Genomic DNA, 17,106 nt, shown 5'->3' with positions numbered 1-17,106 from the left:
TAATACTCTAATCCATGATTCGAACGCTACTTCGATTCGCACGAGCCAACTTGGGACTCCTCCCGTCCGCGGCACCGAGCGACGAGCGACCGCTGAAAGCGTTACAGGGGAACGGGAGCAGTTCCTTCGACAAGCTGAACATCCTGTCCCTGCTCGCGCAAGCGGGCTACGCCTTCCAGAAGGGCAACGCGAAGCGCGGCGCGCTCCTGCTCGGCGCGGCCACCATCGCGCCGAAGAACAAGGAGGCGTCGTACCTCATTCAGGGCGTCCTCACGCTGGACTCCGTCCGAAAACGACTGTCCTAAACGACGACTACTGTAGCGGGACCGATCGCGATGGGAAAAGTAAAGGATTGACTGCACGCATTTTCCGTTATGGACTTCAGTCTCTCCGCAGAGCAGAAACAGATCCGGGACATGGTCGCGGAGTTCGTGGACGAGGAGATCAAACCTCGCGCGGCGGACATCGACGAAACCGACGAGTTCCCCAGTGACCTCGTCTCGGAGATGGCCGACCTCGGCCTGATGGGTATGCCCTTCCCCGAGGAGTACGGCGGGGCCGGACTCGACTATCACTCCTACGCCATCGGCCTCGAAGAGATTTCGCGCGGGAGCGGCGGCCTCGGAACTATCGTCGCGGCCCACACCAGCCTCGCGGGCAACATGCTCTACGAGTTCGGGAACGAAGAGCAGAAAGAGGAGTTCCTCACGCCGCTCAACGAGGGCATCGACATCGGCGCGTTCGCGCTCTCGGAACCCGGCGCGGGCAGCGACGTTCCGGCGATGGACACCACCGCGGAGAAGGAGGGAGACGAGTACGTCATCGACGGCGGTAAACTCTGGATTTCGAACGGCTCCGTCGCCGAAACCATCACCGTCTTCGCCAAGACGGGCCCCGACGCGGGCAAGGAGGGCATCTCGTCGTTCGTCGTCCGCCCCGAGGAGGACGACGGCTTCCACGTCGAGGGAACCGAGCACAAACTCGGCGACAAGGGCTGTCCGACCGCCGAACTCCGCTTCGACGACATGCGCATTCCCGAGGATCGCCTGCTCGGCGAGGAGGGACGCGGCTTCGTTCACGCGCTGAAGACGCTCAACGGCGGGCGCATCACCATCGCCGCGCGGAGCATCGGCCTCGCCCGCGCCGCGCGGGACGACGCGCTGGAATACGCCCAGCAGCGCGAGCAGTTCGACCGACCCATCAGCGACTTCCAAACCATTCAGCACAAACTGGCCGACATGGACACGAAGGTGCAGGCCGCCAAACTCCTCATGCACCAAGCCGCGGACCGCAAGATTCGGGGCGAGGACTTCATCAAGCAGGCCGCGCAGGCAAAACTGTTCGCCAGCGAAATCAGTCGGGAGGTGGCCAACGAGGGCATCCAGATCCACGGCGGTTACGGCTACACCACCGATTTCGACGCGGAACGCTACTACCGCGACGCCAAACTGAACGAAATTTACGAGGGGACGAGCGAAGTCCTGCGGAACACGATTGCAGCACAGATGCTCGACTGAATTCGGGTACCGGGCGGGAAAAACGGTTTTTGAGCGAGAAGCCTCAGTTACGGAGCCGAACCGCTCCCTTTCGGAAGACGAGGTGGTTCGGGATGATGAACTCCTCGCCGTCGTTTTCGATGTGCGTGACGAACATATCCACCTCTTGGACGATTCCCTGATTGCCAGCGACGCGAATCTCGTCGCCGATGCCGTAGGGCTGATTGAGGAGGAGGTAGATCCCCGCCGCCGAGGAGCGAAGCAGGTCCCAGAATGCCACCGCACCGAAGACGATGGCAGCGGCGACGTACGCGCCGAAGAGGACGAGGAGGGTGAGTACCGCGATTCCGATCTGACTCAGGGCGATGAGCGACGAGATGTAGACGATGCTGTATTTGACGATTCGCGGGATGACGTTGACTTCGGGGAGTTTGACGCTGCGAAGGCGTTCGCTCACCAACAGTTCGGCCTTGTCCGCGACGACGAACCCGATGATGAACACGAGCGCCGCGACGAACAACTGCGGCGTGAAGAGGATGATTTGCCAGAATAGTTGGGTGCTGAGCGGCAGTTCGGCCGTGTTGAGCGCGAGGAGAATCGTGACGCCGTAGATGAACCACGAGGTGAGACGTGCGATGAGCGAAACCGTCGTCGTTCCGAGGCTGCGGGCGGTCCGTTCGAAGGGCGTCCCTTCGACGACTTCGGGGAGACCGGCCGCTTTGAGGATACGCATGTTCAATCGGCCGAGGAGATAGCCCGCGATACCGCCGACGATGAGGATGAGGAGTGCGAGAACGACGCGATACTCCTGCTGGAGGAGTACCTGCCAGTCCGCCATCTAGTACGCCTCCGGGTCCAGTTCGAGGATGATTTCACCGCCCTTGAACGCCCGGACGAGGCCATCACTCTCCGAGAGGACGATGGCGGTGGCGTTCGTATCGCGGGTGATGGCACCGCCCGCCATGTGCCGTGCCCCGAGTCCTTTCGGGATGTCCACGCCCTCCGCGGACGGTTCGAGGTAGCGGTACGCCGAGACGATCTTTCCCGAATCGGAGATGACGAACGCGCCGTCGAGTCGGGAGAACTCCTTCAGCATGACGTTCACGATGGGGTCGCCGACGTGCACGTGACTCTTCTCGAAGGGGTTGTACGACAGCGGACGGGACTTGTTCATCACTTTGCCCGCATCGCCGACGACGAACAGCGCGCCGACGGGTTTGCCCTTCTGACCCTTCTTCCCGAGTTCGATGGCGACTTCGAAGACGTCGCGAATGACGCCGGGATCGGCCCGCGAGTTGGCGAAGAGGTCGTAGATTCCCGAATGGGCGTCCTCGTCGGCCCTGACGCGGGTGACGGTATCGACGCCGTCGTCGAACATGCTCGCGACGCACGTCAGTTCGTCCCCGTCCTCCGCGAGTCCGTTATCGATAGCCCCCTCGATGCCGAACCGAATGCGATCCTTGACGTTCTGGAATTCGAGCGGCAGTTCCACGAAGTCGTTCGCGCCGATGTTGTTGCTGGGAGCAACGACGACCACGTCGGTGTCGTTGAGGTCCGCGAACCGTTCGTAGTACGACCCGCTCGGGGAGAAGAGAAACACTGCGTCGACACCTCCGACGAGGTCCTCCAGAAGTTCGCTCAGGGTAGCCATTACAGAAGGCCACTCAATCACCGGAGAAAAGGTTTGTGGGGGTATATGTCATCAGAAATCTCTTTTTGCGTACCTGTCTCCCATCGTTGACTGGAGATGTTTGTCGGGTTTCGACGCCACCTGTGTCCGAATTTTTACATTCCCATATCCGACGCGGGGTCGGGAACCGGCAGGTCATTCGGTCGAACGGACAGCAGTTCCGCGACGTGATCGAGCGCCATGTCGAACCCGTAGTACCGTTCCAGTTCCGGACTCTCCGGCGTCTCCCGAACTTTCAGCATTCCGTACCCGTCGCGGTTCTGTGCGACCGTCGCGGTTCGACCCTCGCGTGAGAATTCGAGGACGCGCTCGTGGTCGGTTTCGAAGTAGCGTGCCGTGATTCCGTCGTTCGAGGTGCTCATACGCGGCGGTTCGAAGGGAGGACAGTCGAAGCTATCGGTTCCAACCCGAAAGCCACGTGAAGGCCGCCGCCCCACTCCCGAGCATGACGCGCTGGCACCAGAGCGGCACCCGCCGGGACATGTGCATCCTCCTCGCCGAGGCCGGGGAACTCCGCGGCCAGAAACTCAAGACCCGACTGGAATCGCGGTACGACAAACAGATAGAGCCGAAACGATACTACGCCACGCTCGAACGACTCGTGGAAAGCGGCCACGTCGAAAAGCGCGTCGAAGGGCTGTACGACGTGTTCTCGCTGACGGATGTGGGACGAAAACGGCTCGAAGAACAGTTCGAATGGATGAAAGCGAGTATCGGGAACTGACCCACCGATGTGCAGGTCCGACTGAACGCCGACTACGTCACCCTGTCGCTCGACATCTCCGTGGCGGGGACGCCCGCGACCGTCGTGTCCGGGGGAACGTCCCGCGTCACCAGCGAGTTGGCCGCGACCTGTGCGTTCGCGCCGATTTCCACGCCGGGGAGGATTGTCGCGTTCGCGCCGATCATCGCGCGTTCGCCGATGACGACTTCGCCGGTCCGGTACTCGTCCTGTAAAAACTCGTGACAGAGGATGGTCGCGTCGTAGCCGATGATGGCGTGGTCCTCGACGGTGATGAGGTCGGGCCAGAACACGTCCGGCGTCGATTCCAACCCCCACGATACCCCGCGACCGACCGAGACGCCGATGCCCCGAAGGAGCCAGTTCTTCAGTCGAAGGCTCGGATTGATTCGGACGAGCCAGATGACGAGGTAGTGTATCGCGACCCGAAGCGGATTCCGGGCGTTCGTCCAATACTGCAAGGAGTTCAGGCCGCCGGGCGTTTCGTGGCGCGTGATTCGCTCGTGACGCCGGGTCGTGTCGTCGCTCACGGTCCCGCCTTTCGTTCGAATTAGCTTGAACCTACCTCTCTCCCGTACGACCGGTTTCTCACCGCTCGCCCGCCAGTTCGAAAAACGGTTCGAGGTCGGCGACGGCGGCGGTCGGTTCGACCGTCTCGGCGTCGCGGTCGTACTCCACGATTCCCATCCCTTCGAGACGCGGGAGATGGGAGTGATGGAGGCCGACTTCGATACGCGATGCGTCGCCGTCGGATTTCGAACTGGTCATCTCCGCGAGTTCCGAGACGGTGATTTCGTCGTCGCTGTCCAAAAGGGTGGAGAGGACGTGGCGACGCTGACGATGCGACAACACGTCGAATATTTCGTCCGCGGTCAGTTGTTCCATACGAATTCATCAGGTCGAGATGACTTGATTATAGGCCGATTGACCGCTCCGTAATGCGGTCGTTACGATCAGTTACGCAGTTCCTGTACGTGGTCGATTCGCCGCTGGAGGAGCGCTTCGGTTCCGATGTCGTGGCGCATGTGCAGGCCCTCCTCGCCGGCGACCGAAAGCGCGTCTTCGGCGATCTCCTCGGCGTCCGCGATGGACTCGCCAAGCCCCACAACGGCGAACGAGCGGGAGGTGGTGGTGTAAATCCCGTCGTCGCGCTCGTCGACGCTAGCGTAAAACAGGATCGCGTCGCCCGCGTTCTCCTCGCTGATTTTCACCTTCGCTCCGGCTTCAGGGTCGGTCGGATAGCCGTCAGGCACCGCATACTTGCACACGGTCGCCTTCGGCGCGAAGGTGAGTTTGGGCAAGTCGTCGCCTTCGCGCGCGGCGACGAGAACGTCGAGGAAGTCGGTCGCGAGAACCGGCAGGGTGTTCATCGCTTCAGGGTCGCCGAACCGAGCGTTGAACTCGATGACCTTCACGCCGTCGGCGGTGAGCATGAACTGACCGTAGAGAATGCCTCGATAGTCGTCCAGCGCCGCGACGGTCGCTTCCAGCACTTCGACGGCCTCGTGGTAATCTTCCTCGGTCATGAACGGGAGTTCGAGGCCCGCATCGCTGTAGCTTCCCATGCCGCCCGTGTTCGGCCCCTCGTCGCCCTCGTAGGCGCGCTTGTGGTCCTGAACCGCGGGCGTGACGCGCAGTTGGTCGTTCGCCACGAGCGCTTGAACCGTGAACTCCTCGCCGACGAGTCGCTCTTCGAGGACCACGCGGTCGTAATCGCTGTCGCGGAGGTACTCCTTTGCCTCCTCGTCGGTCACTTGGTCGCCGATGACCTTCACGCCCTTCCCCCCCGTCAGCCCGGCGGGTTTCACCGCGAGGTCGCCGTCGTAGTCGTCGATGAACTCGCAGGCGGCCTCCATGTCGTCGAACGTCTCGAAATCGGGACAGCCGGGAACCCCGTGTTCCCGCATGAACCGGCGCTGGTACGCCTTGTCCGTCTCGATGCGCGCTTCGTCGGCGTTCGGGCCGAACGCGTAGATTCCGGCGTCGTTCAACGCGTCCGCGACGCCCGCGGCGAGGGGTCCCTCCGGACCGACGACGGCGAGCGTCGCGCCGACCTCCTCCGCGTAGGAGACGACTGCCGTCGTGTTCGTCGTTTCGAGCGTCTCGAATCCGTCCGCGAGACGGGCGATTCCCGGATTTCGGTTGCCCGCACAGGCATACAGGGCTGTGTCGCTGTCGTCCAGCACTCGGGCGATTGCGTGTTCACGGCCGCCGCCACCCACCAACAGTACGGTCTCGCTCATGTGGGCACGATATGCGCACAGCGGTGTAAACGTTGCCGTTTGACACCGATGATGTATGCACGTTCGTGGTTACTCCGGTCCGAATCGATCCTCCAGTTGCTTCCGGATCGACACCGCCACGTCCTCGAAATCGGCGATCGGCAAGTTATCGCTCGTCATGAGGATACCATGATCGCCGACGATGACGCGGCTGACGAACCCGTCGGCGAACGCGCGGATGGTGAGTTCGTACTCGCCGAGGATCGGTTCGAACCCCTCTTCGCCGAGGCGTCGATACGTCTCGTGAGTCCCGAAGCCGAGTCGCTCGTTGGCGACGAAGACGGCCTTTCGTTCCTTCGCCACCGCTCGGTCCCCGCCGTACAGGTCGCTACGAAGGTAGAGCAGTTCCGAGTCGGTCGGCGTGAAGTGAATGACGCTCCGAAGCGTGTCCCCGATCCCCGTCCGACAGGTCGTCGCTATCTCCTCCGCGAACTCCTCGTCGATGCCTGTTTCGGACATGGGAACACTCTACGCCGGCGACGGATATGAGCTGTTGGATTTTCTGAAAAAGGTGCAGTTCGGTCGTCCGTCGAGCGAATCCCCATCTTTACCTCCTTCAATCGACTCAGGTACGGGTATGACCGCGCCCACCGAACGCAACCGACTGGACGAGGAGGAAAGTCCGTATCTCCGCCAGCACGCCGACAATCCTGTTCACTGGCAACCGTGGGACGAGGCCGCGCTCGAAGCGGCGAAAGAGCGGAACGTTCCCATCTTCCTCTCCATCGGCTACTCGGCCTGCCACTGGTGTCACGTGATGGAGGAAGAGAGCTTCGAGGACGAGGAGGTGGCGGAACTGCTGAACGAGAACTTCGTCCCGATAAAGGTGGACAGGGAGGAGCGCCCGGACATCGATTCGATTTACATGAGCATCTGTCAGCAGGTGACGGGCGGCGGCGGGTGGCCGCTGTCGGCGTGGCTGACCCCCGAGGGCAAGCCGTTCTACGTCGGGACGTACTTCCCCAAGCGTTCCCAGCAGGGACGACCCGGGTTCGTCGAACTGCTCGAAAACGTGAAGAACACGTGGCAGGAGAACCCCGAGGAGATGAAAAACCGGGGCGAGCAGTGGACGGACGCCATCGAGGGCGAACTGGAATCGACGCCCGAGGCCGACGACGCGCCCGGCCCGGAACTGCTCGAAAGCGCGGGCCAGCAGACCGTCCGCACCGCGGATCGTGAGTACGGCGGGTTCGGTCGCGGGGGGCCGAAGTTCCCGCAACCGGCGCGAGTTGACCTGCTCCTCCGGGCGTACGACAGGACCGGCGCGACCCAGTACCGCGACGTGGCGGTCGAAACGCTCGACGCGATGGTGAACCGCGGGATGTACGACCACATCGGCGGTGGGTTCCACCGCTACGCGACCGACCAGAAGTGGACGGTGCCGCACTTCGAGAAGATGCTCTACGACAACGCGGAACTTCCCCGCGTACTCATCGAGGGGTATCGGCTCACCGGCGACGACCGATACGCCGACGTCGTCCGCGAGACGTTCGAATTCCTCGAACGCGAGATGCGCCACCCCGAGGGCGGATTCTACAGCACGCTCGACGCCCGAAGCGAGGACGAGGAGGGCAACTACGAGGAGGGGCCGTTCTACGTCTGGACGCCGAGCGACGTGTACGAGGCCGTCAACGACGAGCGCGATGACGACGACATCGACGACGAGACGGTGGCGGACATCGTCTGCGAACGTTACGGCGTCACCCAATCGGGCAACTTCGAGGGGAAGACGGTGTTGACCCTGACCACGGATATCCCGGACCTCGCGGAGAAGTACGACCTACCCGAGGACGAGGTTCGGAACCTGCTCGAACGGGCCACCCTGTCCATGTTCGAGGCCCGCGAGGAACGGAACCACCCGCCCCGCGACGAGAAGATTCTGGCGGGGTGGAACGGCCTGCTGATTGCCGCGCTCGCGGAGGGAGGTTTCGTCCTCGCCGACCACTACACCGACCTCGCGGCGGACGCGCTCGACTTCGTTCGCGAACACATGTGGGACGAGGAGGAGGGGAAACTCTCGCGGCGGTTCAAGGACGATGATGTCGCCATCGACGGCTACCTCGAGGATTACGCCTTCCTCGCGCGCGGCGCGTTCTCGCTCTATCAGACGACCGGAAATCCCGACTACCTCGGATTCGCGCTCGACCTCGCGCGCGCCATCGAGCGCGAGTTCTGGGACGAAGAACGCGGCACGCTGTACTTTACGCCCGAGAGCGGCGAGCGACTGGTCGCCCGTCCGCAGGAACTCGCCGACCAGTCCACCCCGTCGAGCCTCGGCGTCGCAACCGACATGCTGGCCGTCCTCTCGGAGTTCGCGCCCGACGAGGCGTTCGCCGAGGTTCCCGAAGCGGTGCTCGAAACCCACGCCCGGACCGTCGAATCGAACCCGTTCCAGTACGCGACGCTGGCGCTCGCCGCCGACCGCAACGCGACCGGGTCGCTCGAACTGACCGTCGCGGGTGACGAACTCCCGGCGTCGTGGCGGGAACGGCTCTCCGAAACCCTCCTCCCGACGCGGATTCTGACCCGACGACCGCCGACGGAGGACGGCGTGGCGGAGTGGTGTGAAACACTCGGATTGGAGAGCGTGCCGCCGATTTGGGCCGACCGCGAGTCGTCCGGCGAACCGACGCTCTACGTCTGTCGCTCGTTCACCTGCTCGCCGCCCGTGACGGACATCGACGCGGGGTTGGAGTGGGCGGACGACCTCGCGCCGGAGTAACTCCGTTTCAGTCGGTCAGTTATCGACGTGAACCGGTCGAAACCCTCGGCTTGGGCGTCGCGTACCTCGCGGTCGTCACGCTCCTTTCGGTCGTGCTGCTGCGGTTACGACGGTGAGAAAAACGGAGGCGGAATTGAAACGTAGTCGAATCCTCAGGCCAACGCGTCGCTTTCGAAGAGTCGGCGCGCGAGGTAGTCCGCCGCGGGCAGGTCCTCTTTCTCCTCGAATCGGGCGACTTCCTCGTCCGCACGCTCGACCACGATGGTCGGGATGAGCGTCACGTCGTACTCCTCGGTGAGTTCGCCGTTCTTGTCGTCGTCCACCTCGTAGACGTGAACTCGTTCGTCCTCCACGCCCGCGGCCTCCAGCGCGGCGAAGAAGTCCGGCAGGCACGACTGGCAGTCGCCGCACCAATCCGCGCCCCAGACTCGGTAGGTGAGTTCACCGAGACCCGATTCGAAGGCGTCTATCGCTTCGCTGTGTTCGCTCGCGTCCCACTCGGGATTCGGTTTTGTCGATTCCATGTTCGAAAGATGGGAGCCAACGCGGATAAGAATTCTCGCTTCCGGCACTGCCTGCCGGTGTCCCGTAGGTGTTTAGGCGTGGGATTCGTACCATGAAATATGGAATCCTCCATCCTCGATGCCGTGGGGTCGCCGCTCGTCCACGTCCGCTCTCCCGAGGGTGCGACCGTCGCGGCGAAACTCGAATCGTTCAATCCCGGCGGGTCGGCGAAGGACCGCCCCGCACTGGCGATGGTCGAGGCCGCGGAGCGTGCCGGGGAACTCCACCCCGGCGACCGAATCGTCGAACCGACGAGCGGCAACACGGGCATCGGTTTGGCGGTCGTCTGTGCGGCCCGTGGCTACGACCTCACCATCGTCATGCCCGCGTCGAAATCGCCGGAGCGCAGACAACTGCTCAAGGCCTACGGCGCGGACCTCGAACTCGTCGACGGGAACATGGAGTCCGCGAAGGCGCGGGCCACCGAACTCACCGAATCCGACGACGCGGTGCAACTCGGCCAGTTCGAGAACGAGTTCAACGCCGAGGCCCACTACCGCACGACCGCGGAGGAGATTCTCGAACAGGTCGATGGCCGCGAAATCGACGCCTTCGTCGCGGGCGTCGGCACCGGCGGGACGATTACGGGCACCGCCTCGCGCCTGTTGGAGGAGTTCCCCGACATGGACGTCGTCGCCGTCGAACCGGACCGCAACCCCGTCCTCTCGACCGGCGAACCCGGCGAGGACGAGTTTCAGGGGATGGGGCCCGGATTCGTGAGCGAACTCCTCGACACCGACCTGCTCGATTCGATCGAACGCGTCGCGCTGGAGGACGCCGAGGAGGAGTGTCGTCGTCTCGTCCGCGAGGAGGGAATTCTGGTCGGCCAATCGAGCGGCGCGGCGAGCATCGCGGCCTACCGGGTCGCAGAGCGTCTCGCCCGGCCGGAACTCAACTGCCCGGAGGTCCCCGAGGAGTGGAACGACATGGTGGAGACGGACGACGAACGAACGAAAGCGACGTCCGATGGTGATGTCGATGGCCAATCGACAGTACGTCAGATGTCATCTGACGGTGGTGCCGACGATCAGTCGGCGGTACATCGGATGAAATCCGATGGTGGCGTGGAACAGGGCTACGACGACTGTCCGCTCGTCGTCACCGTCTTCCCCGACAGCGGGGAGCGCTACCTCTCGACGGGCATGTTCGACTGAGGTCACGCGCTCGACATCGTTCAGTAACCTGTTTCTCGCGTCGAATCGCCGCTATCGGGTCGCGTACCGCGGCCTTTCGGCCGCCACAACCGTCTTAGTCGTGTACGGCGTGTCTCGTGTACAGCAAGCGGTTCGAAGACGGTGGGCTACTTTCCTGACCCAAGGGGAATCATGAGTGCAGACGACTCGAAATCCGACGACGACATACGAGAGGCGGTGGACCGCGCTCGAAGCGGTGCGCCAGCGGCAGGCGAGGCCGTTCGGGACCGGTTCTCGACGGACGAGATATTCCAACGCGTCATCGCGAGCGCCGACGAGGAGATAGACTCCAGCGTCCGCGAACTGTTCTTCAGCGGGTTGGCCGCCGGGTTCGCCATCACGCTCACCGTGCTGGCGCACGCGGAGCTGAGCGCGACGTTCTCCAACCCGCAGATCGGCGCGCTGCTGTATCCGGTCGGCTTCATCTACATCATCATGGGGCGGTATCAGCTGTACACGGAGAACACGCTTCCCCCGGTGACGCTGGTGTTGACCCGCCTCGCGAGCATTCCGCTCCTGTTCAGGGTGTGGGGCGTCGTGCTGTTCGGCAACCTTCTCGGGGCGGCGCTCGGCGCGTTGGTGCTGGCACACGCCAACGTGTTGACCCCGGAGGCGGCACACGCCGCGGTCGAGTTCGGCCGGGAAGGGATTCGACACGGCTGGTGGTCGCTGTTCTTCAAGGCCATCTTCGCCGGATGGCTCGTCGCGGGAATGGTCTGGCTCGACCACGCCTCCCGCGACTCGGCGGCCCGACTGCTCCTCGTGTACGTCATCATCTACACGATTCCGGCGACCGGCCTCTACCACGTCGTCGTGACGGCGTGTGACGCGTCGTATCTGCTGTTCACCGGCCACGCAGGGTTGATTCCCGTCGTCGTCCACTTCTGGACGCCGGTCCTCCTCGGTAACACGCTCGGCGGCGTGTTCCTGGTCGCCGTCGTGAACTACGCGCAGACCGGCGAACGCCATTTCCTCTCCGACTATCGCGAGACGTTGAGTCTCCGGGAGTGGATGCTGGGGTGGCACGCGGGTCGTCCGAAGGTGTCGTTGCGGGAGGACGGGAGCGACTCCGAGTGACGTCCTCACCTCACGAATCGAGACGGGGCACTGCTCGTCCCTCGTTTTCACGAACTGGGAACGATGGACGTCCGTTTTCTACCCCGAGGTACTGTTTCGACCGTGGGTTCGCCATGGCCCATCCTCCGCTGCCCCGCTGACGTTTCGGTCCCCGACTCCGGTTCCCGAAGCCCTCCTCTCTCCCCTACCCGTCTCGTCGCGCGTCGAGAAGCATGGCGACGGTGTTCTGGAGATATCGCATGGCGGTTGCGAGGCCCATCAGACCCTCCATCACCGACTGCCGACTGGCCCCGTCGGGATAGATTCGATGTTCGAGTTGAATCGACTGCGCGTCCCGCAACTCACACGACGCGCCTTCCGCATCGAGAAACGTGTAAAATCCCGGCGTCGCCGCCAGCGCCGGTCCGATGCGGGTCAGTAGTTCGTCCCTGTCCGTCTCACTTTCGAGGAGTCGTCGGGTTCGTTCCGTGTCGAACGCGGTGTTGCTGACCAGTCGAATCGGCCCTAACGTTTCCTCTTTGATGATGTGTATCGGCAGTCGTGCGAGTCGAAGTTGAATGTTGAACTCCGTCCCTTCCTCGTTCACGTGCTGAACGTCGTTCACGACCTTCCCGTCCAGCCATGCCGCTACCTGTTCCTCGCTGATTGGCCCCACCATACGCCCCCGTCGCCGAGTACGTGGAAAAGGGTTGTGCCGGAACTCTCGGGGGCGATTTCCCGTCGTTCTTCTACGATCGGAACTCGTCTTCCGTCACGCGGACGACCACCGTGTCGTCCACGTCGCGCAGGTCGTACTCCGGCACCCCATCGACCGTCCGAGCGACGTACATCGGTTCCACGAGTTCCGCGCCGAACTCGCCGTTCACGACGCCGTACACTTTGAGCAGCGGGTCCGTCTCCGCGGCCTCCACTTCGCGGTCACGCACGCGCGCCGCCAGTTTCCGCGAGAGCCACTCCTCGTCGCTCACGCTCGGATCGAGGACGAGCGCCTCGTCCACGAAGCGAACCAGATACCAGTTCAGGTCGTTCAACAGCGAGGTCGCGGAGCCGACGCTGATGGTCTCCAGTTCGAGGCAGTTGCCGTACGGTTCTCGGATCTGATAGGTCGCGAGGGCGTCGCGTGCCGTCTCGCGCGAGAACAGTTCGGCACGCAACTCGACTCCATCCGAACCGACGAGCAGGACGCGGGTCACAGTTTCCGGTGGTAGCGCCGAAGTAAAGCGATTTCGTCTTGTCGCGGTGAACGTGCCATCGTCCGGGCCGTCCCCCCCGCTTCGACCGCCGTCTCCCCCTTCAGGAGAGGAGGGTGGTGACGTCCGTCGAGGAGACCATCCCCACGTACTCATCGTCCACGACGGGGAGGTGTTTGATGCCGTAAGTGGTCATCATCGCCGCGACTTCCTCCATGTAGAGGTCCGGCGTCACGGTCTCGACGTCCTCGGTCATCACGTCCGCGACCGTCACTTCCGTCGGGTCCAACCCGTCGGCCGCGGCGTCGAGGACGTCGGAACTGCTGATTATCGCACGCGGCGACGTCGTTACGACGAGGGCGCTGATGTCGCCGTCGCGCATTACCTCTGCGGCCTCCGTGATGGTCGCGTCCGCGGAAATCGTCTTCAGTGGCGTGGACATCATGTCCCTCACACGAGTTCTGTCGTTGTTACTCATATCACAGTAAACGGTCCCGGGGGATATTGGTCTTTTCCTGTACCGAGTCGGTTCAAAACTGAATTCGGTGACAATTCCTCGCATCTCGTTTCGTTTTTCAACCCTATTGGCCCGGAAAATCGAAAGGTTGAACCATCCCATCCGACGACCACGAGAGGATGCCCGACGAACCCGATGTGGGCGACGAACCGGGCGTTTTCGTCCGACCCGTGGGATACGTGGCCGACGAACCGGTGATTCGGCGTCTCGGAACGCAGGACCTGTTCATCGGAAACGAGGCGGCGGCGCACCGCGACCGCCACGACCATGCGTTCGAGTACGTCCTCTCGCTTTCCACCGAGAGTCACCCGCTCACTACCCACCATCATCCCCTCATCGACGGCGCGGGGAACGAGTGGCGCGCGTTCGAAACCGCCGTGGACACCGCGCGACGGTTGTTCCACGAGGAGGGTTCGGTCCTCGTTCACTGCACGGCGGGGATTTCGCGGAGCAGCACGGTTCTCGCGGCCACGCTCGCCGCCGAGGAGGACAGGACGTTCCACGACGCGCTAGCCATCGTGCAGGAGGCGCGTCCGCACGCCGTCCCGAACCCGGCGCTCCACGAGTTGGCGGTGACGTATCTCGCGGCGGGGTCATAATTCGTTGTTACTATGTATCGAGGCGGACGGTCGGTGTAACACAAACACTTATAGATTTCACACACCAATCTACATTCATGAGTGCGGACACGAAAACAGTGGCATTGAGCGAGAGCGCGTACGAGCGCCTCAAGGCTCATAAGCGAGAGGGAGAGAGCTTCAGCGATGTCGTTGAGCGATTGGCAGGCGAGCGTTCGTTGTTAGAAGTCGTGGGGACCGGTTCGCAGACCGACGGATATGCGGGGGCCGTCGAACGTGCAGGTGATAGTTTGGACGACGGGGTTGACGACGTTCGAACACGCCTCCGTGGGGAGCGCGAGGACGACGCGTGATTCTCGACACGACGTTTCTACTCGACGTTCGTCATGCCGACACGGAGGCGGTGTCGTGTGCGCGTGACCTCGAAGCGTCACCGGAACCGCTACGCGTCTCGGCGATCACGCTCGCCGAACTCCAAGCGGGTGTGCCGCAGGTCGGCAGTTCGCTCGAAGAGTATAGCGAAATCGTTGACGTCACTGCGACGAAGGAAATCGTTCCCGTCACGAAATCGATTGCTCGCCGTGGCGGACGCTTCCACGGCGAACTCCTGGCCGACGGAACGAGTGTCGGACTCGACGACTGCCTTATCGCGGCGACCGCCGTCGAATTCGAAGAACCCGTCGTGACGCGGAACGTCCGACACTTCGAACGGATCGATGGCGTTCTCGTTCGAGAGTACTGAGGATGTTTTCGATGGACCAGCTCCAAAGGCAAAGCCTCCGATGACTTCGATACGGAAAAGTACCCGGTCGTGGATGAATGGTCTATTCGGAGAGTAGACAGCCAAAAAAGGAAATAAAACCGCAACTTCGAAACCTCCGACCGGGGATTACAGGAAGTCTTCGATGTTGTCGGCAACCTCTTCGGGCGTGTCGCCGACCGGAACGCCCGCGTCGTTAAGGGCGTTGATTTTGCTTTCCGCGGTTCCGGTTCCGCTACCGGAGACGATGGCACCCGCGTGGCCCATGCGCTTTCCTGGCGGGGCCGTGCGACCGGCGATGAAGCCGGACACCGGGGTGTCCATGTTCTCGGCGATGAAGGCCGCGGCCTCTTCCTCGTCCTCGCCGCCGATTTCGCCGCACATGACGACCGCGTCGGTGTCCGGGTCGTCCTCGAAGAGCGAGAGCGCGTCGATGAAGTCGGTGCCGATGATCGGGTCGCCGCCGATACCGATGGCGGTCGTCTGCCCGATGCCGCGCTGGGTGAGGCTGTCCACGACTTGGTAGGTCAGCGTCCCCGAGCGTGAGACGAGACCGACGTTACCGGCCTCGAAGATGTTGCCGGGGAGGATGCCGAGTTTGGCCTCGCCGGGCGTGATGATGCCGGGGCAGTTCGGGCCGAGCAGTCGCGTGTCGGTCTCCGAGAGGCGCTTGTACACCTTCGACATGTCCTGTGTCGGGACGCCCTCCGTGATTGCCACCGCGAGGTCGAGGTCCGTGTCGAGGGCCTCGAAGATGGCGTCTGCCGCGAACGCGGGCGGGACGAAGATGACGGACGCGTCGGCATCCTCCTCCTCGACCGCTTCGTTCACGGTGTCGTAGACGGGCACGCCGTGCGCTTCCTGCCCGCCCTTGCCGGGGACCGCACCGGCGACGACGTTCGTTCCGTACTCCATCATCTGCTGGGCGTGGAAACTTCCCTCACCGCCGGTGATACCTTGGACGACAACTCGGGTGTTGTCGTCGACGAGAATACTCATTGTTGTCCCTCCGCGTTTTCGACGGCACGCTGAACCGCGTCTTCGAGCGTTGCTTCGACCTGAACGAGGTCGGTGTTCAGAATCTCCATTCCTTCCTCGGCGTTCGTCCCCGCGAGTCGAACGACGACGGGTTTCGGAATCTCGTCGAGCGATTCGAGCGCCTCGTTGATACCCTTCGCCACCTCGTCGCCGCGGGTGATGCCGCCGAAGATGTTGAAGACGACCGAATCGACGTTCTCGTCCGAGAACACCATGTCCAGCGCGTTCGTCACGCGCTCGGCCTTCGCGCCGCCACCGATGTCGAGGAAGTTGGCGGGCGTGCCGCCGTAGTAGTCCACGAGGTCGAGCGTGGTCATGACGAGTCCGGCACCGTTGCCGATGATGCCGACGTTGCCGTCGAGTCGAACGTAGTCGAAGCCGTACTCGCCAGCCTTGCGTTCGAGGTCGTCCTCGTAGGAGTCCTCCTCCATTTCGGCGAGGTCGGGGTGACGGAACAGTGCGTCGTTATCGATGTTGAGCACCGCGTCGGCCGCGACGACCTCGTCGTCGCTCGTGACCATCAGCGGGTTGATCTCGGCGTCGCTCGCGTCCTTGTTCGACCAGAGGTCGTACAGCGTCGTGAGGACGCTCGCGACGTCCATGGCGATGTCCTTGTCCACGCCCGCTTCGAAGACGGCCTTGCGGGCCTGATACGGGTGCATCCCGAACGCCGGGTCGATGTGTTCCCGGGCTATCGCCTCGGGGTCCTCCTCGGCGACGGATTCGATATCGACGCCGCCCTTCGTGGAGACCATGGCGACCGGTTTGCCCTCGCCGCGGTCCATCGTCACGCCGACGTAGAGTTCGTTGACGAAGTCGACGGCCCCTTCGACCAACACCTGTTCGACCGTGTATCCTTTGAGGTCCATTCCGAGGATGTCCTCGGCGGCCTCCTCGGCCTCGTCGCGGTTCTCAGCGAGTTTGATTCCGCCGGCCTTTCCGCGGCCGCCGACGTGTACTTGCGCTTTTACCGCGACGGGGTAGCCGATGTCCTCCGCCGCCTCGACGACTTCTTCGACACTCTCCGCGAGCGCCGAATCCGGCGTCGGAATCCCCGCGTCGGAAAACACCTCCTTCGCCTGGTACTCGTGTAGCCTCATGCATTCGAAAGGGGGTTTCCGCGCCGCTTAAATCCCGCCGGTTCACGGCGAGGGCGGTTTTTGCCGCGACCGGTTTTCAGCGTCCCTCGAAGTAGTCTACAGTCATCGGTTTCGTCGGATTTTATCTGCACGTCCGTTCCGTTTTCGGTGAACCGAC

Annotated in this window: 23 protein-coding genes; 10 read left to right on the top strand and 13 right to left on the bottom strand. The window is 63.1% G+C overall.

Translation table 11 applies throughout. The features are described 5' to 3' along the window. Window positions 1–14: 14 nt before the first annotated feature. Together LJF34_RS02135 and LJF34_RS02130 are read left to right on the top strand one after the other, a co-directional pair. Window positions 15–305, top strand: coding sequence for a hypothetical protein (locus tag LJF34_RS02135; protein WP_231182982.1), 291 nt, complete (start codon window positions 15–17; stop codon window positions 303–305). A gap of 69 nt (window positions 306–374) precedes the next feature. Then, window positions 375–1,517, top strand: a complete 1,143-nt coding sequence (locus LJF34_RS02130) for an acyl-CoA dehydrogenase (protein ID WP_231182981.1) — start codon at window positions 375–377, stop codon at window positions 1,515–1,517. Between the two features lie 43 nt (window positions 1,518–1,560). Here LJF34_RS02130 and LJF34_RS02125 read toward each other — a convergent pair whose 3' ends face one another. From LJF34_RS02125 to LJF34_RS02115, 3 genes are all read right to left on the bottom strand, one after another. Then, window positions 1,561–2,334 carry a mechanosensitive ion channel domain-containing protein gene (locus LJF34_RS02125; protein ID WP_231182980.1) on the bottom strand — a complete coding sequence of 258 codons (774 nt, stop codon included), beginning with the start codon at window positions 2,332–2,334 and terminating at the stop codon, window positions 1,561–1,563. Beyond that, the gene (dacZ, locus tag LJF34_RS02120) at window positions 2,335–3,147 is read right to left on the bottom strand and encodes a diadenylate cyclase DacZ (protein ID WP_231182979.1); all 813 of its coding nucleotides are present in this window, start codon (window positions 3,145–3,147) and stop codon (window positions 2,335–2,337) included. 134 nt (window positions 3,148–3,281) lie between these two features. After that, complete coding sequence (locus LJF34_RS02115; RefSeq protein ID WP_231182978.1) at window positions 3,282–3,548, bottom strand: hypothetical protein; 267 nt, start codon at window positions 3,546–3,548, stop codon at window positions 3,282–3,284. 83 nt (window positions 3,549–3,631) lie between these two features. Here LJF34_RS02115 and LJF34_RS02110 point away from each other — a divergent pair, with 83 nt between their 5' ends. Further along, complete coding sequence (locus tag LJF34_RS02110; RefSeq protein ID WP_231182977.1) at window positions 3,632–3,910, top strand: helix-turn-helix transcriptional regulator; 279 nt, start codon at window positions 3,632–3,634, stop codon at window positions 3,908–3,910. Window positions 3,911–3,942: 32 nt separating this feature from the next. Here the strand turns inward: LJF34_RS02110 and LJF34_RS02105 are convergent, their stop codons facing one another. The 4 genes from LJF34_RS02105 to LJF34_RS02090 form a co-directional block, all read right to left on the bottom strand. Further along, entirely contained in the window at window positions 3,943–4,458 is a 516-nt protein-coding gene (locus LJF34_RS02105) for an acyltransferase (protein WP_231182976.1), read from the bottom strand. Window positions 4,459–4,516: 58 nt separating this feature from the next. After that, window positions 4,517–4,813 (bottom strand): ArsR family transcriptional regulator, encoded by a 297-nt coding sequence (locus tag LJF34_RS02100; protein ID WP_231182975.1) that lies wholly within the window; start codon window positions 4,811–4,813, stop codon window positions 4,517–4,519. 68 nt (window positions 4,814–4,881) lie between these two features. After that, window positions 4,882–6,171 carry a phosphoribosylamine--glycine ligase gene (gene purD, locus LJF34_RS02095; RefSeq protein ID WP_231182974.1) on the bottom strand — a complete coding sequence of 430 codons (1,290 nt, stop codon included), beginning with the start codon at window positions 6,169–6,171 and terminating at the stop codon, window positions 4,882–4,884. 69 nt (window positions 6,172–6,240) lie between these two features. Further along, entirely contained in the window at window positions 6,241–6,669 is a 429-nt protein-coding gene (locus tag LJF34_RS02090) for a hypothetical protein (RefSeq protein ID WP_231182973.1), read from the bottom strand. 118 nt (window positions 6,670–6,787) lie between these two features. Here LJF34_RS02090 and LJF34_RS02085 point away from each other — a divergent pair, with 118 nt between their 5' ends. Both LJF34_RS02085 and LJF34_RS02080 read left to right on the top strand, forming a co-directional pair. Then, on the top strand, window positions 6,788–8,932 hold the full coding sequence (locus tag LJF34_RS02085) for a thioredoxin domain-containing protein (RefSeq protein ID WP_231182972.1): 2,145 nt from the start codon (window positions 6,788–6,790) through the stop codon (window positions 8,930–8,932). After that, window positions 8,905–9,048, top strand: coding sequence for a hypothetical protein (locus tag LJF34_RS02080; RefSeq protein WP_231185067.1), 144 nt, complete (start codon window positions 8,905–8,907; stop codon window positions 9,046–9,048). The genes LJF34_RS02085 and LJF34_RS02080 overlap by 28 nt, the downstream gene beginning before the upstream one ends. 36 nt (window positions 9,049–9,084) lie before the next feature. On the opposite strand, the gene LJF34_RS02075 is transcribed toward LJF34_RS02080, so the two are convergent. Beyond that, a complete protein-coding gene (locus LJF34_RS02075; RefSeq protein ID WP_231182971.1) occupies window positions 9,085–9,456 on the bottom strand; it encodes a thioredoxin family protein in 372 nt (123 codons plus the stop codon). A 99-nt stretch (window positions 9,457–9,555) separates the two neighbouring features. Between LJF34_RS02075 and LJF34_RS02070 the strand changes: the two genes are divergently transcribed. Both LJF34_RS02070 and LJF34_RS02065 read left to right on the top strand, forming a co-directional pair. Continuing rightward, on the top strand, window positions 9,556–10,650 hold the full coding sequence (locus LJF34_RS02070; RefSeq protein ID WP_231182970.1) for a PLP-dependent cysteine synthase family protein: 1,095 nt from the start codon (window positions 9,556–9,558) through the stop codon (window positions 10,648–10,650). A 171-nt stretch (window positions 10,651–10,821) separates the two neighbouring features. Further along, complete coding sequence (locus tag LJF34_RS02065; RefSeq protein ID WP_231182969.1) at window positions 10,822–11,766, top strand: formate/nitrite transporter family protein; 945 nt, start codon at window positions 10,822–10,824, stop codon at window positions 11,764–11,766. 184 nt (window positions 11,767–11,950) lie between these two features. On the opposite strand, the gene LJF34_RS02060 is transcribed toward LJF34_RS02065, so the two are convergent. The 3 genes from LJF34_RS02060 to LJF34_RS02050 form a co-directional block, all read right to left on the bottom strand. Next, a complete protein-coding gene (locus LJF34_RS02060; RefSeq protein WP_231182968.1) occupies window positions 11,951–12,424 on the bottom strand; it encodes a hypothetical protein in 474 nt (157 codons plus the stop codon). A 70-nt stretch (window positions 12,425–12,494) separates the two neighbouring features. After that, window positions 12,495–12,959: a DUF5804 family protein gene (locus LJF34_RS02055; RefSeq protein WP_231182967.1), complete on the bottom strand. Its 465-nt coding sequence runs from the start codon at window positions 12,957–12,959 to the stop codon at window positions 12,495–12,497. Between the two features lie 100 nt (window positions 12,960–13,059). After that, window positions 13,060–13,434, bottom strand: a complete 375-nt coding sequence (locus LJF34_RS02050; protein ID WP_231182966.1) for a CBS domain-containing protein — start codon at window positions 13,432–13,434, stop codon at window positions 13,060–13,062. 158 nt (window positions 13,435–13,592) lie between these two features. Here LJF34_RS02050 and LJF34_RS02045 point away from each other — a divergent pair, with 158 nt between their 5' ends. The 3 genes from LJF34_RS02045 (at window position 13,593) to LJF34_RS02035 (ending at window position 14,793) form a co-directional block, all read left to right on the top strand. After that, window positions 13,593–14,072, top strand: a complete 480-nt coding sequence (locus LJF34_RS02045; protein ID WP_231182965.1) for a dual specificity protein phosphatase — start codon at window positions 13,593–13,595, stop codon at window positions 14,070–14,072. 77 nt (window positions 14,073–14,149) lie between these two features. Beyond that, window positions 14,150–14,404: an antitoxin VapB family protein gene (locus LJF34_RS02040; RefSeq protein WP_231182964.1), complete on the top strand. Its 255-nt coding sequence runs from the start codon at window positions 14,150–14,152 to the stop codon at window positions 14,402–14,404. Next, a complete protein-coding gene (locus LJF34_RS02035; protein WP_231182963.1) occupies window positions 14,401–14,793 on the top strand; it encodes a PIN domain-containing protein in 393 nt (130 codons plus the stop codon). The genes LJF34_RS02040 and LJF34_RS02035 overlap by 4 nt, the downstream gene beginning before the upstream one ends. A 147-nt stretch (window positions 14,794–14,940) precedes the next feature. Here LJF34_RS02035 and sucD read toward each other — a convergent pair whose 3' ends face one another. Together sucD and sucC are read right to left on the bottom strand one after the other, a co-directional pair. After that, on the bottom strand, window positions 14,941–15,810 hold the full coding sequence (gene sucD, locus LJF34_RS02030; protein WP_231182962.1) for a succinate--CoA ligase subunit alpha: 870 nt from the start codon (window positions 15,808–15,810) through the stop codon (window positions 14,941–14,943). Beyond that, entirely contained in the window at window positions 15,807–16,949 is a 1,143-nt protein-coding gene (sucC, locus tag LJF34_RS02025) for an ADP-forming succinate--CoA ligase subunit beta (RefSeq protein ID WP_231182961.1), read from the bottom strand. The genes sucD and sucC overlap by 4 nt, the downstream gene beginning before the upstream one ends. Window positions 16,950–17,106: the final 157 nt, after the last annotated feature.

It is taken from the genome of Haladaptatus sp. DYF46 (genome assembly GCF_021083305.1).
In the GTDB taxonomy this organism is placed as follows: Archaea; Halobacteriota; Halobacteria; order Halobacteriales; family Haladaptataceae; genus Haladaptatus.
This window is presented reverse-complemented; position numbering and strand designations above follow the sequence as displayed.

What these genes read in the sequence shown, in the direction of transcription:
- LJF34_RS02135 (WP_231182982.1), top strand. Translation starts at nt 15, where the DNA reads ATGATTCGAACGCTACTTCGATTCGCACGAGCCAACTTGGGACTCCTC.
- LJF34_RS02130 (WP_231182981.1), top strand. Translation starts at nt 375, where the DNA reads ATGGACTTCAGTCTCTCCGCAGAGCAGAAACAGATCCGGGACATGGTC.
- LJF34_RS02125 (WP_231182980.1), bottom strand. Translation starts at nt 2,334, where the DNA reads ATGGCGGACTGGCAGGTACTCCTCCAGCAGGAGTATCGCGTCGTTCTC.
- dacZ (WP_231182979.1), bottom strand. Translation starts at nt 3,147, where the DNA reads ATGGCTACCCTGAGCGAACTTCTGGAGGACCTCGTCGGAGGTGTCGAC.
- LJF34_RS02115 (WP_231182978.1), bottom strand. Translation starts at nt 3,548, where the DNA reads ATGAGCACCTCGAACGACGGAATCACGGCACGCTACTTCGAAACCGAC.
- LJF34_RS02110 (WP_231182977.1), top strand. Translation starts at nt 3,632, where the DNA reads ATGACGCGCTGGCACCAGAGCGGCACCCGCCGGGACATGTGCATCCTC.
- LJF34_RS02100 (WP_231182975.1), bottom strand. Translation starts at nt 4,813, where the DNA reads ATGGAACAACTGACCGCGGACGAAATATTCGACGTGTTGTCGCATCGT.
- purD (WP_231182974.1), bottom strand. Translation starts at nt 6,171, where the DNA reads ATGAGCGAGACCGTACTGTTGGTGGGTGGCGGCGGCCGTGAACACGCA.
- LJF34_RS02090 (WP_231182973.1), bottom strand. Translation starts at nt 6,669, where the DNA reads ATGTCCGAAACAGGCATCGACGAGGAGTTCGCGGAGGAGATAGCGACG.
- LJF34_RS02085 (WP_231182972.1), top strand. Translation starts at nt 6,788, where the DNA reads ATGACCGCGCCCACCGAACGCAACCGACTGGACGAGGAGGAAAGTCCG.
- LJF34_RS02075 (WP_231182971.1), bottom strand. Translation starts at nt 9,456, where the DNA reads ATGGAATCGACAAAACCGAATCCCGAGTGGGACGCGAGCGAACACAGC.
- LJF34_RS02070 (WP_231182970.1), top strand. Translation starts at nt 9,556, where the DNA reads ATGGAATCCTCCATCCTCGATGCCGTGGGGTCGCCGCTCGTCCACGTC.
- LJF34_RS02065 (WP_231182969.1), top strand. Translation starts at nt 10,822, where the DNA reads ATGAGTGCAGACGACTCGAAATCCGACGACGACATACGAGAGGCGGTG.
- LJF34_RS02060 (WP_231182968.1), bottom strand. Translation starts at nt 12,424, where the DNA reads ATGGTGGGGCCAATCAGCGAGGAACAGGTAGCGGCATGGCTGGACGGG.
- LJF34_RS02050 (WP_231182966.1), bottom strand. Translation starts at nt 13,434, where the DNA reads ATGAGTAACAACGACAGAACTCGTGTGAGGGACATGATGTCCACGCCA.
- LJF34_RS02045 (WP_231182965.1), top strand. Translation starts at nt 13,593, where the DNA reads ATGCCCGACGAACCCGATGTGGGCGACGAACCGGGCGTTTTCGTCCGA.
- LJF34_RS02040 (WP_231182964.1), top strand. Translation starts at nt 14,150, where the DNA reads ATGAGTGCGGACACGAAAACAGTGGCATTGAGCGAGAGCGCGTACGAG.
- sucD (WP_231182962.1), bottom strand. Translation starts at nt 15,810, where the DNA reads ATGAGTATTCTCGTCGACGACAACACCCGAGTTGTCGTCCAAGGTATC.
- sucC (WP_231182961.1), bottom strand. Translation starts at nt 16,949, where the DNA reads ATGAGGCTACACGAGTACCAGGCGAAGGAGGTGTTTTCCGACGCGGGG.